Raw genomic sequence first — 14344 nt, 5'->3', positions numbered from 1 at the left:
GTGGCACACAATCGCGGGAGAGCGGGAACATGACTGGCAGACACACCCTGAACGGGCTGCAGATCGATCCGATTTTGGCAGAATTTATCGAGACGCAAGCACTGCCGGGAACCGGTGTGTCTGCGCAGCAGTTTTGGGCGGGCCTGGCGCGATTGGTGAACGAGTTGGGGCCGAAGAATCGCGACCTTCTTGCGAAACGGTCTGAAATTCAAAGCCGTATCGACGGCTGGCATATGGCCCGCAAGGGGCAGGAGATTGATCCTGCCGAATACCAGACTTTCCTGAAAGAGATCGGTTATCTGGTCCCGGAAGGGGATGGGTTTCAGATCGAGACGGCAAACGTGGATCCCGAGATTGCCCTTACCCCCGGTCCCCAACTTGTTGTGCCGATCACCAATGCCCGTTTTGCCTTGAATGCTGCCAATGCCCGTTGGGGCAGTCTTTACGACGCGCTTTATGGAACTGACGCTATGGGTGATTTGCCAGCGGGCGGTGGCTATGATGCCGCGCGTGGGGCGCGTGTGATCGCATGGGCCAAAGCCTTTCTGGACGACGTTGTACCACTGGCGTCCGGGTCTTGGGCGGACGTTTCCAGCCTTACAGTGAAGGACCGAGGATTGGTTCCTGCGCTGGGCGACCCCGCGCAATTTGCCGGGTTTGGTGGTGCGGCGGACAAACCGGAATTCGTGCTGCTGAAGAACAATGGCCTGCACATCCAGATCATGATCGATCCTTCCAGTACCATTGGCGCAACCGATCCTGCTGGCATCGCGGACGTCCGGCTCGAGTCAGCGCTGTCGACGATTATGGATTGCGAGGACTCGGTGGCTTGTGTTGATGCCGCCGACAAAGTTGTCGCATACGGCAACTGGCTGGGTCTGATGAAGGGTGACCTGACCGAAGAAGTCACGAAGGGCGGCACAACCTTTACCCGTAAGCTTGCGGACGACCTGAGTTTCACCACGCCGTCGGGCGATCAGGCCACGCTGAAAGGCCGGTCGCTGATGTTGGTACGTAACGTAGGTCACCTGATGACCAACCCGGCTGTGCTGGATGCCGAAGGGCGCGAGATTGGTGAAGGGCTGATGGATGCCCTCTGCACTACGTTGATCGCCATGCACGATATGAAGCGCGAAGGCGGTAACTCGGTCGAAGGTTCGGTCTACGTCGTAAAGCCCAAGATGCACGGGCCCGAGGAAGTTGCGTTCTCGGTCGAAATTTTTGACATGGTCGAAGATATTCTTGGCTTGCCCCGCAATACCGTAAAGCTGGGCATTATGGACGAGGAAAGGCGCACCTCGGCCAACCTGAAGGAGTGCATTCGGGCAGCGAAGTCACGAGTTGCCTTTATCAATACCGGGTTTTTGGACCGGACCGGGGATGAGATTCATACCTCGATGGAAGCCGGTCCGATGCTGCCAAAAGGCGATATCAAGAACACGCCTTGGATCGCGTCCTACGAGGACCGCAATGTCGACATCGGTCTGGCCTGCGGCCTGAAAGGCAAGGCGCAGATCGGCAAGGGCATGTGGGCGATGCCGGATCGCATGGGCGACATGCTGGACGCCAAGATCGGCCACCCGATGTCTGGCGCAACCTGCGCCTGGGTGCCGTCGCCGACCGCCGCGACACTGCACGCGACGCATTATCACAAGGTTGATGTGCTGGCCCGACAGGATGAACTGGCCGCCGGAGGCGCGCGCGGTAAGCTAGATGACCTGCTGACCATTCCGCTGCTGGGAGGTCGGAATTTGAGCGACGATGAAATCACCCGCGAGGTGGAAAACAACGCGCAGGGCATTCTGGGTTATGTCGTGCGCTGGGTCGATCAGGGCGTGGGTTGCTCAAAGGTGCCGGACATCAACGACATCGGCCTCATGGAAGACCGCGCAACCTGCCGGATTTCGTCTCAGGCCCTGGCCAATTGGCTGCACCATGGCGTCGTGGACGAAGCGCAGGTCATGGCCGCGATGCAGAAAATGGCGGCTGTTGTGGATCGTCAGAACGACAGCGACCCCAGCTATACGCCTATGGCGCCAAGCTTTGACGGCATCGCCTTTCAGGCAGCCTGCGATCTGGTGTTCAAGGGGCGGGTGCAGCCTTCGGGCTATACCGAGCCGGTTCTGCACGCCCGTCGTCTGGAGTTGAAGGCAAGCCAGGCGTAAGCGGTTCGGGTCGGGGCAAGGGGTATGTCTACCCCTTGTTTTCCAAAGAAGATTTTATCCAAATGAAAGGGATCAGGGATGGCTATTTCTTTGCGCAAGGCGCGCACCATCATTCGTAAGGCTCTCGAGAAGGGGCGCGAGATGGAGTTGAAGCCTCTGTCCGCTGTGGTTCTGGACGCGGGCGGTCATGTTATCGCCTTCGAACGTGAAGACGGTGCCGCCCCGGGTCGTTTCGCGATTGCGCATGGCAAGGCCTACGGCTCGGTCATGTTGGGCATGGCCGGGACCGCGCAGATGCAACGCGCCGAGGCGCAGGCCTATTTCATGGCCGCAGTGAATGGCGTCTATGGCGGGCAGGTTGTGCCGGTTCCAGGTGGTGTTCTGTTACGCGACCGAAAAGGCGCTGTCATCGGGGCTGTCGGAGTAACAGGTGACACTTCGGACAATGATGCGATTGCCGCAACGGCTGGAATTGAGGCTGCCGGTTTGATTGGTGAGATTTAAGTCTCCGCTTGGTTTGTCCTGCCAATGCCAAAACTTTGGAATTATTTCCCGGTTGATAGATTTTCTCGGGAAATAATTCCATACAAAATGTCTTTTGAGGGATTGTATTGTGCACCCCTGAACACGTCCCTGCGCTGTCATGCAGGGCGTGTATTCTTGCACGTCTGAGAGGCTGCCGCTAGCTTCCATGTTAAGCAATGGAACAACAAGGAAAGCGGAATGTCTCGTCCTGTCGTCGGTATCATCGGCAACTCGTATCTCATGAATGACCAATACCCGACACATGCGGGTGGGACGATGAACTCGGACGCGGTTGCCAATGTGTCGGGATGTCTGCCGCTGCTGATCCCTGCGGACCCGCGCTATGTGACGGTTGATGAGTTGCTGTCGGTATGCGACGGCTTTCTGCTGACCGGCGGACGCCCTAATGTTCATCCAGAAGAATACGGCGAACCCGAAACCGAAGCGCATGGAGAGTTCGACCGGGCACGCGACGCCATCACCCTGCCACTGGTTCGGGCCTGTGTGGAACGTGGGCAGCCCTTTATGGGCATTTGCCGCGGGTTTCAGGAGGTCAACGTGGCGATGGGTGGAACACTGTATCCCGAAATTCGCGATCTACCGGGCCGGATGAATCATCGGATGCCGCCCGACGGTACGCTGGAAGAGAAGTTTGCGCTGCGGCATGTGGTGACACTGGATGAGGGCGGAGTGTTCCACAATGTGTTTGGCGCGACCGAGGTCATGACCAACACCCTACATGGGCAGGGCATCAAGACGATTGGCGAACGTGTCGTCATCGAAGGTCACGCGCCCGACGGCACGCCCGAGGCGATCTTTATCAAAGACGCGCCTGGCTTTACGCTGTCTGTTCAGTGGCACCCGGAATGGGATGCCATCAACGACCCGGTGTCGCGCCCTCTGTTCGAGGCTTTTGGAAACGCTGTCCGGGTTTGGAATCGTGGCGGTTGTACTGCGATCAAGCAGTCTGCTTAACTGTACTTGCCCGCTGCTCTCTTGAGTCACGTCACTGCATCGCAACATTCAAATATTTATTTTTGAGGTCCGCTGAATAACCTTTTGAGCTGGCCAGCGGGTCTGAGAGCCTGTCGCTGTTGACATGAAACAGGGCAGGGTCGAGCGATGAGCGAGTCAACCCAAAGGCGACGGGGCCGGATTAGGCTGCTTGCGGGAACACTGATAGTGTCTTCCAGTTTCTCGGCTGAGGGGTCGCGCAGCAATGTGGCTCTCTGGGAGAATTGTTCTATATCGGGCGCACGCCCGACTCATCCTCTTCGGTCTGGTTGTCAGCGACAGAGCAAGGCGACTATCGCCTCGAAGCTGCGCAACGGAACACAACAGTAGACACCTGGACCAAGTCCCGTCGAGGTGTTCATCTAAGCTTTTCGCCCTTTGTTTCGAATGGAAACGGTGGAGTGCACCGGTTGTTTGCAGTTGGCGGAGCACCTAATGGCCGGGATTGCCTGATTGATACGCAAAATCAACAACGAAACTGGAGCTTGCCCGGTGGCGGTGGTGGCTCTGGTGGCGGTGGTGGTTCTGGTGGCGGTGGCGGTGGCGGTTCAGGTGGCTCCGGTGGCGGCTTTGGCGGCGGCGGTGGTTCTGGTGGATCCGGCGGCGGCTTTGGTGGCGGCGGTTCAGGTGGCTCCGGTGGTGGCTTTGGCGGCGGCGGCGGTTCTGGTGGATCCGGTGGCGGCTTTGGTGGCGGCGGTTCTGGCGGGACCGGTGGTGGTTTTGGTGGAGGTGGAACAACGGCTACCTTGCCTCGTACGCAACCCCAAGGTGCTTCTGCAGGGGCATATGCTGTCGGCGTAGAGTGCGTTGACGCAGCGACGGGTAAACTCGACGCGGCACTTTGTGATCCCACTGTAACAGCGCCCCTCGCAGGCCCTCCTTTGACAGAGGGCCGTGATCTTGCACCGCCATCCACGTGGAATGTGTGGACAGACTTCACCTATACCGAAATCGAAGACACGCGCGGTGTCACGGAAGTCGACGTAAACGACAATTATTTTGCGGCAGGTTTCGACAGGCTTGTCACGCCGGACTTGGTCATTGGATTTCAGGTTGAATACGAAGACATTGATGTCGAAGGGTTTCAGGGCCAGTTCAGACAAGACACCAAAGGGTTGGCCGTCGGGCCATATTTTGCCTGGCGTATGTCCGAGAGGTGGGTGCTGAACGGGTTGGCGACTGTTGGAGAGTTTTCAACGGATGCAAACGTCTTGGGATTGACTGGTGATTTTGATCGCACGCGTTGGCGTGCCAATCTGGAAGCTGTTGGCCAATATGAGGCCGGGCAATTCCTGCTGCGCCCGTCGGTTGCCTTTGACTACTACAATTACAGCGCGGAAGACTATGATCTGAGCGGTAGTTTGGCAGGGGTTCCGGTAAACATCATTGGTGAAGTTGCTTCTGCGACTTACAGCGCCTTGACGCCTGAGTTGGAAGTTAGCAGGCCATTTGTCACGTCACGATCGATTGTATCTCCATTCGCGACGCTAAGCGCAACGTACTGGTTGGACCGTGACAATATTGGCATTGGCGGGGGATCACAGACTGATTTGACCTGGGCCACACGCGTCGGGGTTCGCGGACGCGCAAGTGAAGCCGTCTTTTTCGAAGCAACGCTGGGTTATCTGAGTTTGTTCGAGGATGATCTGGACGCAACGGAAGCGTCGATTTTCCTGTCAGTCAATTTCTGATGCTAAGTGCAAAAAGTAAAAACGCCGGCTCATGTCACTGAGCCGGCGTTTTGTGATCAAACCAGAAGGTTGAACTGGTTGATCAGCGGCAGGCTGCGGGCGCGTTCTCCGGTCAGATCAAACAGGGCATTTCCGAGCGCGGGCATCGAGGGGGGCGTGCCGGGCTCTCCTGCGCCACCCATGTGGCGGTTGGTCTCGAGAACGCGCACCTCGACCTGCGGGGTCGTGTGCATGCGCATGGCGTCATAGTCAGGGAAGTTGAACTGCTCGGCTTCACCGTCTGCAAAGGTGATCTCGCCGTAACACGCAGCGGACAGGCCATAGATCATACCGCCGAACATCTGCGCCTTGACGTTGTCAGGATCCAGCGCCAGCCCCATGTCGCAGGCGATCCAAGCCTTGTTGATGCGGATGGTGCCGTCCTCGTCGACGACCTCGATCACTTGTGCCACGGGTGTGCCAAAGCTGTAGGCAAAGGCGACACCCCGGCCTACGCCATCAGGCGTTTTGCCGGTCCAGCCCGACATCTCTTTCACGGCTTCAAGACATCCGGCAGACGGAGCGTGTTCGGGTTTCATCAGTTCAAGCCGGAACTCCAGCGGATCGCGCCCAGCTGCATGGGCCATTTCATCCATGAAGGTTTCATGGAAAAAGCCATTGTGGCTGTTACCGACCGAGCGCCAGAAGCCCACCGGGACGGCCAGATCCGCGACATGGCCACTCATCCGGTAGTTCGGCACGGCGTAGGGTTGGTTAAAGAACCCTTCGACCAGCACCTTGTCGGGGCCGCCACCGGGGAAGCCGGTGTAGCGTTCAACCGCCTGCTGGGTTGGGGATTGCGAAGCAACCTTGCCGTCGATCAGAACAGCTTTGCCGTCTTGAACGGCGCCGCGCATCCGGGCAATGGCTCCGGGGCGGTAAAAATCGTGGCGCATGTCTTCTTCACAACTCCAGGTCGTTTGAACCGGCGTGCCGGGCATGGCCATTGCAACCTTGGTGGCGATCTCACCAAAGTCCAGTTCGCCCCGGCGACCAAATCCGCCACCCAGATAGGTGGTGTGAATCTGCACTGCCTCGGTGTCCAGATTGGCGGTGTTCGCGACGCGGAACTGAATCAGGGTCGGGGCTTGGTTGCCGCACCACAGCTCCACTGCGTTTCCGGTATATAGCGCGGTGGCATTCATCGGTTCCATCGTGGCGTGGGCCAGATAGGGCACTTGGTATTCAGCGGTGATTCCCGTCGCGCCCTCGGGGGTCACGCTGACATCGCCATCGTCGCGCATGGTCGAATTCGGCGCGTCGTCAAAAGCCTCGGCTATCTTGGCAAAGATACCGTCGGTGTCCGGCGGGTAGGGCGCATCGCCCCAGTTAACGTCGATGGCCTCGACCGCCTGGTTTGCCAACCAGGTGTTGTTGGCGATCACGGCCACACCTGTGCCCAGATCGACAACCTTCTCGACCCCCGGCATGGATTTTGCAGTGCTGTCATCAAAGCCATTCATCGCGCCGCCCAGTTTGGGGTTCATGCGCACGGCTGCGAATTTCATGCCCGGCAGGCGGACATCAACGCCGAATTCGGCGGTGCCGGTAACCTTGCCAACCATGTCCAGACGCGGTTGCGTCCGGCCCAGATAGCGCCATTCGGACGGATCGCGCAGAGACACTTCAACCGGTTCCAATCCAGCCGCATCTTCGGCAAGTTCGGAATAGGCGATCTTGTCGCCGTTGGGTGCAATAACATGGCCCGAGGCTGTTTGCAGGTCAGAAGGGTCAACGCCTAACCGGTCTGCGGCCGCACGTTTCAGCGTTTCGCGCGCCGAAGCACCCGCTTGCCGCATCCGCTCGAACCCGTCTTTCATCGAGGTCGAACCACCGGTGACCTGCAGGCTCAGCGTCTTGCCCAGAACACCCAGTGCCTCACCCAGATTGTGCTGGAAATTCGAGATGTCATAACCCTTGTTGGGCAATCCTTCGCCCACCAGGGCGGAGTTGTAATAGGCCGCTGCCGCCGGGCCATGCAGAACGGTGATCTGATCCAGATCGACGTCAAGTTCCTCGGCGATCAGTGCGGCCCATGTGGTTTTCACGCCCTGACCCATTTCAGCGCGGGGGGCGAACAGGGTGACGCCATTCTGGTCGATCAGCACAAACGGGTTCAACGCCGCTTCACCTTCGCCGGGTTTCAACGGGTTGGCGGCTGGACGGGTGACGTAATACGCGCCAAAGGCTACGCCACCAACAATTGCGGCAGAGCCGATCAGGAACGTGCGGCGGAGGATCTTACCAACTTTTCCCATGACTTACGCCTCCTTCAACTTGCCAGCGGCATCGTGAATCGCTGCACGAATTCGGGGGTATGTGCCACAGCGGCAGAGGTTATCCTGCATCGCGTCGTCAATGTCAGTATCGGTGGGCGAAGGGTTTTCTGCCAGCAAGGCGGCAGCCTGCATGACCTGTCCAGACTGGCAGTAGCCGCATTGCGCAACCTGATGATCGACCCAGGCTTGTTGAAGCGCGGACAATGCATCCGGTGCACCAATGCCTTCGATTGTGGTCACGTCACCCCAAACATCCGACAACGCAACCTGACAGGACCGCACGGCCTCGCCGTCGATATGAACGGTGCATGCTCCGCAGGCGGCAACGCCGCAGCCGAATTTGGTGCCGGTCAACCCGACCTCATCCCGCAGAACCCAGAGCAGGGGGACGTCATCAGGCAAGTCCACCTGATGTTGTTTTCCATTGATCTTAAGGGCCGTCGCCATGGCGCACCTCTCGTTGCTGTGGCTGGTTTCTGACATAATTAGAGAAAAGTGTCAGGGTGTCAATTGACAATTTAATCAAAAAGTGTCAGTTCTTCAGACATGAAAGACACGACTGACGATTCACGGCAAAAGGCGATCCTGAACTCGGCGTTTCAAGCCTTTTCTACGTACGGGTATCGCAAGACCTCGATGGACGATATTGCGCGCGGTGCGGGGATGTCCCGGCCTGCAGTCTATCTGCACTACAAAAACAAAGAGGCAATCGTCAGCAAGCTGACAGAGTTATACTATGCCGAAAAAACCGTCGCTGTGGCGCAGGCACTGGCGACACAAGGATCGGTGCCCGAGGTGTTGATCCGCGCGATACAGGCTCAGACGGACGGGATGGCGAAAATTCTGGCCTCGCCACATGGGCTTGAAATACTGGATAACACCAAATCTCTGTCTTCTGAAATCATCGCGGCGGGTGAGGCAAAGCTGGCGGGACTATACGCAGACTGGCTGACGCAGCAGGAACAGGCGGGCCGCGTGCGCCTGCTGGCTGACGCGGCCGAGATCGGACGAACGATCGCGGCCACGCTCAAGGGGCTAAAGCTGATCGGTGCAGGGGCAGAGGTCTACGAACAGCAGGTGGCGCAGGTTGCCGCCCTTTTTGGTGCGGGGCTTGAGGTCAGGTAACGCGCTGACGAACCTTGTATTCAGGCGTGTCCCACAGCTTGTTCTGCATGACATCGGCCAGAATCTCGGTTGCCTTGATCACATCGCCTTCGTCGATATAGAGCGGCGTGAAGCCAAACCGCATGATATCTGGCGCACGGAAGTCGCCGATCACGCCACGCGCGATCAGGGCCTGCATTGCGGCATAGCCTTCCTCGAAACGGAATGAGACCTGACTGCCACGTAACTCTGGTGTGCGTGGGCTGGCCAGTTTCAACTCGGGGCAGGTCGCCTCAACACGGCTGATGAACAACTCGGTCAATTCAATGGACTTTGCCCGGACATCAGTAATTTCCGCCATATCCCATATATCCATGGCCGCGGACAACGCCGTCATTTGGATCACGGGGGGCGTGCCCACGCGCATGCGTTCGATCCCGCTGCCGGGGCGATAGTCCAGATCAAAGGCAAACGGGGCTTCGTGTCCCAGCCAACCGGACAGGGCAGGTCGCACTGTTTCCGCCAGTCGTGGTGCGACATAGATAAAGGCTGGGGCACCGGGACCGCCGTTGAGGTATTTATATGTGCAACCCACAGCAAAGTCGGCATTGCAGCCTGCAAGATCGACCGGAATTGCCCCGGCCGAATGTGCCAGATCCCATACGGTGACGACGCCATTGGCATGAGCCAATTCGGTCAGGGCTTTCATGTCATGCATTCTGCCCGATCGGTAATCCACTTCGGTCAGCATCAAGACCGCGATCTCTTCCGTGATAGCAGCGGCCACGTCCTCGGGATCTACAACGCGCAGTTCATACTCTTCACCCAGCGAACGCAGCAGACCGTCGGCCATGTACAGATCAGATGGGAAATTGCCATTGTCTGACAGAACCACCTTGCGCGAGGGGTTAAGCTCAAGCGCGGCGGCTACGGCCTGATACACTTTGATCGACAAGGTGTCGCCTGTGACAACACTGCCCTGTTCGGCACCGATCAGACGTCCGATGCGGTCGCCCAGCCCGGTGGGCAGCCCCATCCAACCGGCCTTGTTCCAACCGGTAATCAACATCTGTCCCCACTCATCTGTCAGCATCTCCTGTACGCGTGAGGTCGCTGATTTAGGCAGAGGCCCAAGAGAGTTGCCGTCAAGATAAAGGATACCTTCGGGTAGGGAGAACATGGCTTTGGTTGCGGCGAAATCGGTCATGAAAGCTCGTTTTTTGTGTTTGTCTGTCGCTGTTTGCCCTCGGGCGTACCCGATCCAAACTAACCTGTCCACTGATGCGACATCGTGGGGTTTTGCTATTCTGTTCTGAAAACGATAGGACAGCGCCCAGAAACGACACGTATCTTTACGTTACGTCATCCACAAAGGACCAACTATGCGCTGGATCGATGTTCCCCCTGTGTGGCTTGCGGGCTTTGTCCTTCTGGCATGGTTGCAGGGCCGGTACGTGGGATTGGGCCTGTCGCTTGAAGGCGGGCTGACCGACCTGATCAGTGGTGTTTTGATCGGAGGTGGCGTCCTGTTGGCGGTTATGGCAGTTGTCGAATTCCGCCGACATCAGACCACTGTCATTCCGCATGAAACACCAAGTGCGATGGTGCAATCCGGAATTTACAAACGCAGCCGCAACCCAATCTATTTGGGTGATGTGCTGATCCTGGCGGGTCTGATCCTGCGGTTTGATGCTGTCCTTTCGCTGGTGCTGGTGCCCGTCTTTGTGTGGGTGCTCGAACGTCGGTTCATTTTGCCTGAAGAGGATCGCCTGCGTCGCACCTTCCGCGCAGATTTTGCACGCTATGAGCGCAAAACGCGTCGGTGGGTGTAAGAGGGGCTGGCTCATGACACAACGTAACCGATGCTGCGCTTGCGAAATAAAATTACGCAAGATACATCTTTTCTTAACAAACCATACCCGAGGACCTGCTCGGCCTTAGACTCTAGGGGGACTGCCAGTGAAGATAGGCACACCGAAGGAAATATTGGATGGCGAGAACCGGGTCGCGATGACGCCGGACTCTGCTGTGCAGTTGCAGAAACTGGGCTATGAGTGCCAGATTGAGAAAGGGGCAGGTGCAGCCGCCGGTTTCTCGGATGAGGCGTACAAAGCCGTGGGCGTTGAAATCGTGAAGACGGCTGCGTCCCTGTGGAAGAGTTCGGACATCGTCGCCAAGGTGCGTATCCCGACTGAGACCGAGATGAAGCGTCTGACCAAGGGCAAGACGCTGATTTCCTTCTTTAACCCGGCGGGCAATGAAGACGGGATGGAGCTGGCCAAATCCAAGGGCGCGAATGTGATCGCGATGGAGATGGTGCCGCGTATCAGCCGTGCGCAGAAGATGGATGCGCTGTCGTCGATGGCCAATATCGCAGGTTATCGCGCGGTTATCGAAGCTGGTAATAACTTTGGTCGCTTCTTCACCGGTCAGGTGACTGCCGCCGGTAAAGTACCGCCTGCCAAGGTGCTGATCGTGGGCGCGGGTGTGGCTGGACTTGCCGCCATCGGGACCTCGACGTCTCTGGGCGCGATCACCTATGCGTTTGATGTGCGCCCGGAAGTGGCCGAACAGGTCGAATCCATGGGGGCCGAGTTCGTCTATCTGGACTTTGAAGAAGAAGAGCAGGATGGCGCGGCCACTGGCGGCTATGCCAGCGTTCAGTCCGAAGAGTTCCGCAACGCGCAGCTGGCCAAGTTCCGCGAACTGGCACCAGAGATGGACATCGTCATCACCACCGCCCTGATCCCGAACCGCCCGGCACCCAAGCTGTGGCTGGAGGACATGGTCAAGGCGATGAAGCCGGGCTCGGTCATCGTTGACCTCGCGGCCGAGCGGGGCGGCAACGTTGAAGGCACCGTGCCGGATGAGAAGGTTGTGACCGACAATGGCGTGACCATCATCGGCTATACCGACTTCCCCAGCCGGATGGCGGCGCAATCGTCGTCTCTGTATGCGACCAACATCCGTCACATGATGACTGACCTGACGCCTGAAAAAGACGGTCAGATCAACCATGACATGGAAGATGACGTGATCCGCGGCGCAACCGTGACCCATGAGGGTGAGATCACGTTCCCGCCGCCGCCGCCCAAGGTGCAGGCGATTGCGGCGCAGAAGAAGCCGGAAGTCAAAGAACTAACCCCGGAAGAGAAAAAGGCTCAGGAGATTGCGGCCTTTAAGGCGCAAACTAAGCAGCAGTTCACACTGCTGGGTGTCGGTGGCGCGCTCATGCTGCTGGTGGGGCTGGTTGCTCCGGCCAGCTTCATGCAGCACTTCATCGTGTTTGTGCTGGCCGTGTTTGTGGGCTTTCAGGTGATCTGGGGCGTGGCGCATTCACTGCACACACCGCTGATGGCGATCACCAACGCGATCTCGTCGATCATTATCGTTGGGGCCTTGATGCAGATCGGATCGGGGTCTTTCCTGGTCATTCTGCTGGCGGCGCTGTCTGTCTTCATGGCCGGGATCAACATCTTCGGCGGCTTCCTCGTAACACGGCGCATGCTTGCCATGTTCCAGAAATCTTAAGGAGGCCGGGCACATGGAATTTGGCTTCACCACTGCCGCTTATGTTGTTGCGGCTGTTCTTTTCATCCTCGCTTTGGGCGGGTTGTCGAACCAGGAAAGCGCCAAGCGGGCGGTCTGGTACGGCATTGTTGGTATGGCGCTGGCGGTCTTTGCTACGCTTGTGGGTCCGGGCTCGGGCCTGTGGCTGCTGTCGCTGCTGCTGATCATCGGCGGCGGTCTGATCGGTCAATATGTGGCGCAGCGCGTGCAGATGACCGAGATGCCGCAGCTTGTGGCTGCGATGCACTCTCTGGTTGGTCTGGCGGCGGTCTTCGTGGGCTTCAACGCGCATTTTGAAGTTCAGAACGTGGCCGAGGTCTTTGCGATTGCCGACGCCGCGAAAGGGGTTGAACTGGACGGTCTGGGGTCCTTTGCGCAACTGATCGCTAAGAAGACCCCGGCGGAGCTGGCAATTCTGCATGTGGAACTGTTCCTGGGCATCTTCATCGGTGCGATCACCTTTACCGGCTCGGTCGTGGCTTATGGCAAGCTGGCGGGCAAAGTGACGAGCGCGGCGACCAAACTGCCCGGCGGTCATGCGCTGAACGCGGCTGCTGCGGGCCTCTCGCTAATCTGCCTGTTCTGGTACACCAGCACCGGCGGGTTCTTCCCGCTGTTCCTGATGACGCTGGCTGCGTTGTTCATCGGCTATCACCTGATCATGGGCATCGGTGGCGCCGACATGCCGGTGGTTGTGTCGATGCTGAACAGCTATTCGGGCTGGGCGGCGGCAGCGATTGGCTTCTCGCTGGGCAACGACCTGCTGATCGTGGTTGGTGCGCTGGTGGGCTCGTCGGGTGCGATCCTGTCTTACATCATGTGTAAGGCGATGAACCGTCACTTTGTCAGCGTGATCCTTGGGGGCTTTGGTGGCCCGCAGGGGGAACAGATGGCCGTTGAAGGTGAACAGATCGCCATTGAAGCGGACGGCGTTGCGGCTGCTCTGAATGACGCGGACAGTGTCATTATCATCCCGGGATACGGTATGGCCGTGGCGCAGGCGCAGCAGTCAGTCAGCGAGCTTGTTCGCAAGCTGCGTGCCAAGGGCAAAGAGGTGCGCTTTGCAATCCACCCGGTTGCAGGTCGTCTGCCTGGCCACATGAACGTGCTGTTGGCCGAGGCAAAGGTGCCTTATGACATCGTGCTGGAAATGGACGAGATCAACGACGATTTCCCCGACACAGACGTGGCCATCGTGATCGGTTCAAATGACATCGTGAACCCGGCCGCACAAGAAGATCCCAACAGCCCCATCGCCGGGATGCCGGTTCTTGAGTGCTGGAAGGCGAAGCAGGTGTTTGTGTCGAAACGTGGTCAGGGCACCGGCTATTCAGGTATCGAAAACCCGCTGTTCTTCAAAGAGAACACACGCATGTTCTATGGCGACGCGAAACAGTCGCTCGACAAACTGCTGCCCATGATCGACTGATCAAAAGACTTAATCCAATTGCAAAGGGCGCCTTCGGGCGCCCTTTTCTTTTTTTGTATTGCAGGAGGCTTTGCCTCCTAACCTCCAAGGTATTTTTAGCCAGATGAAGCAGCGGATTGTGGTAAAATGGATTGGTCAGGAGGTTTGTGATGCAGAAGGTGAATGGCATAGGAGGCGTGTTTTTTCGCGCCCGCGATCCAAAAGCTTTGAGCGCGTGGTACGCGGAACACCTGGGCGTCGATCATTACCATCCCGTGCCTTGGAAACAACGCGAAGGCTATACTGTCTTTGCTCCGTTTGCGCAGGACACCGAGTATTTCGGGCGGGAAGATCAGCAATGGATGATCAACTTCCGTGTCGATGATCTGGCGGCCATGACTCGGCAACTGGAGGCGGCTGGAATCGCCGTTGAAACGCATCCGGATTGGGACAGCGAGGTTGGGAAATTCGCGCGCATCCACGATCCTGAGGGCAATCCCATCGAGCTGTGGCAGCCAAATCAATGAGATAGCCGGCTTGTATACCTTA

At 58.1% G+C, this 14344-nt stretch carries 13 protein-coding genes; 10 read left to right on the top strand and 3 right to left on the bottom strand.

The features are described 5' to 3' along the window. Positions 1–29 precede the first annotated feature (29 nt). From ACXADZ_RS11950 to ACXADZ_RS11930, 5 genes are all read left to right on the top strand, one after another. The gene (locus ACXADZ_RS11950; RefSeq protein WP_475196596.1) at positions 30–2165 is read left to right on the top strand and encodes a malate synthase G; all 2136 of its coding nucleotides are present in this window, start codon (positions 30–32) and stop codon (positions 2163–2165) included. A 78-nt stretch (positions 2166–2243) separates the two neighbouring features. Then, a complete protein-coding gene (locus tag ACXADZ_RS11945; protein ID WP_475196593.1) occupies positions 2244–2669 on the top strand; it encodes a GlcG/HbpS family heme-binding protein in 426 nt (141 codons plus the stop codon). Positions 2670–2888: 219 nt separating this feature from the next. After that, positions 2889–3665, top strand: a complete 777-nt coding sequence (locus ACXADZ_RS11940; protein ID WP_171184935.1) for a gamma-glutamyl-gamma-aminobutyrate hydrolase family protein — start codon at positions 2889–2891, stop codon at positions 3663–3665. Between the two features lie 492 nt (positions 3666–4157). After that, complete coding sequence (locus tag ACXADZ_RS11935; protein ID WP_475196589.1) at positions 4158–4505, top strand: hypothetical protein; 348 nt, start codon at positions 4158–4160, stop codon at positions 4503–4505. Positions 4506–4585: 80 nt separating this feature from the next. Continuing rightward, positions 4586–5395, top strand: coding sequence for an autotransporter outer membrane beta-barrel domain-containing protein (locus tag ACXADZ_RS11930; RefSeq protein ID WP_475196586.1), 810 nt, complete (start codon positions 4586–4588; stop codon positions 5393–5395). A gap of 56 nt (positions 5396–5451) precedes the next feature. On the opposite strand, the gene ACXADZ_RS11925 is transcribed toward ACXADZ_RS11930, so the two are convergent. Beyond that, positions 5452–7692, bottom strand: coding sequence for a xanthine dehydrogenase family protein molybdopterin-binding subunit (locus ACXADZ_RS11925; RefSeq protein ID WP_475196584.1), 2241 nt, complete (start codon positions 7690–7692; stop codon positions 5452–5454). A gap of 3 nt (positions 7693–7695) precedes the next feature. Next, complete coding sequence (locus ACXADZ_RS11920) at positions 7696–8160, bottom strand: (2Fe-2S)-binding protein (protein WP_475196582.1); 465 nt, start codon at positions 8158–8160, stop codon at positions 7696–7698. A gap of 99 nt (positions 8161–8259) precedes the next feature. Between ACXADZ_RS11920 and ACXADZ_RS11915 the strand changes: the two genes are divergently transcribed. Further along, entirely contained in the window at positions 8260–8838 is a 579-nt protein-coding gene (locus tag ACXADZ_RS11915) for a TetR/AcrR family transcriptional regulator (RefSeq protein ID WP_475196580.1), read from the top strand. On the opposite strand, the gene kynU is transcribed toward ACXADZ_RS11915, so the two are convergent. After that, on the bottom strand, positions 8831–10024 hold the full coding sequence (kynU, locus tag ACXADZ_RS11910; RefSeq protein ID WP_475196576.1) for a kynureninase: 1194 nt from the start codon (positions 10022–10024) through the stop codon (positions 8831–8833). The genes ACXADZ_RS11915 and kynU overlap by 8 nt on opposite strands. A gap of 175 nt (positions 10025–10199) precedes the next feature. On the opposite strand from kynU, the gene ACXADZ_RS11905 reads away from it, so the two are divergent. From ACXADZ_RS11905 to ACXADZ_RS11890, 4 genes are all read left to right on the top strand, one after another. Then, positions 10200–10649 (top strand): methyltransferase family protein, encoded by a 450-nt coding sequence (locus ACXADZ_RS11905; RefSeq protein ID WP_475196575.1) that lies wholly within the window; start codon positions 10200–10202, stop codon positions 10647–10649. A 127-nt stretch (positions 10650–10776) separates the two neighbouring features. Next, positions 10777–12348, top strand: a complete 1572-nt coding sequence (locus tag ACXADZ_RS11900; RefSeq protein ID WP_475196573.1) for a Re/Si-specific NAD(P)(+) transhydrogenase subunit alpha — start codon at positions 10777–10779, stop codon at positions 12346–12348. Positions 12349–12361: 13 nt separating this feature from the next. After that, complete coding sequence (locus ACXADZ_RS11895) at positions 12362–13816, top strand: NAD(P)(+) transhydrogenase (Re/Si-specific) subunit beta (RefSeq protein WP_475196570.1); 1455 nt, start codon at positions 12362–12364, stop codon at positions 13814–13816. 149 nt (positions 13817–13965) lie between these two features. After that, on the top strand, positions 13966–14322 hold the full coding sequence (locus tag ACXADZ_RS11890) for a VOC family protein (RefSeq protein WP_475196569.1): 357 nt from the start codon (positions 13966–13968) through the stop codon (positions 14320–14322). Positions 14323–14344 lie beyond the last annotated feature (22 nt).

It is taken from the genome of Ruegeria sp. ABM4_193 (genome assembly GCF_056158705.1).
Note: the sequence above shows the minus strand (reverse complement) of the source record. Positions and strands in the feature narration are given on the sequence as shown.

Bases quoted from the DNA above. Each gene is read 5' to 3' on its own strand.
- ACXADZ_RS11890 (WP_475196569.1), top strand. From the start codon at position 13,966: ATGCAGAAGGTGAATGGCATAGGAGGCGTGTTTTTTCGCGCCCGCGAT.
- ACXADZ_RS11945 (WP_475196593.1), top strand. From the start codon at position 2,244: ATGGCTATTTCTTTGCGCAAGGCGCGCACCATCATTCGTAAGGCTCTC.
- ACXADZ_RS11925 (WP_475196584.1), bottom strand. From the start codon at position 7,692: ATGGGAAAAGTTGGTAAGATCCTCCGCCGCACGTTCCTGATCGGCTCT.
- ACXADZ_RS11950 (WP_475196596.1), top strand. From the start codon at position 30: ATGACTGGCAGACACACCCTGAACGGGCTGCAGATCGATCCGATTTTG.
- ACXADZ_RS11940 (WP_171184935.1), top strand. From the start codon at position 2,889: ATGTCTCGTCCTGTCGTCGGTATCATCGGCAACTCGTATCTCATGAAT.
- ACXADZ_RS11920 (WP_475196582.1), bottom strand. From the start codon at position 8,160: ATGGCGACGGCCCTTAAGATCAATGGAAAACAACATCAGGTGGACTTG.
- kynU (WP_475196576.1), bottom strand. From the start codon at position 10,024: ATGACCGATTTCGCCGCAACCAAAGCCATGTTCTCCCTACCCGAAGGT.
- ACXADZ_RS11915 (WP_475196580.1), top strand. From the start codon at position 8,260: ATGAAAGACACGACTGACGATTCACGGCAAAAGGCGATCCTGAACTCG.
- ACXADZ_RS11905 (WP_475196575.1), top strand. From the start codon at position 10,200: ATGCGCTGGATCGATGTTCCCCCTGTGTGGCTTGCGGGCTTTGTCCTT.
- ACXADZ_RS11895 (WP_475196570.1), top strand. From the start codon at position 12,362: ATGGAATTTGGCTTCACCACTGCCGCTTATGTTGTTGCGGCTGTTCTT.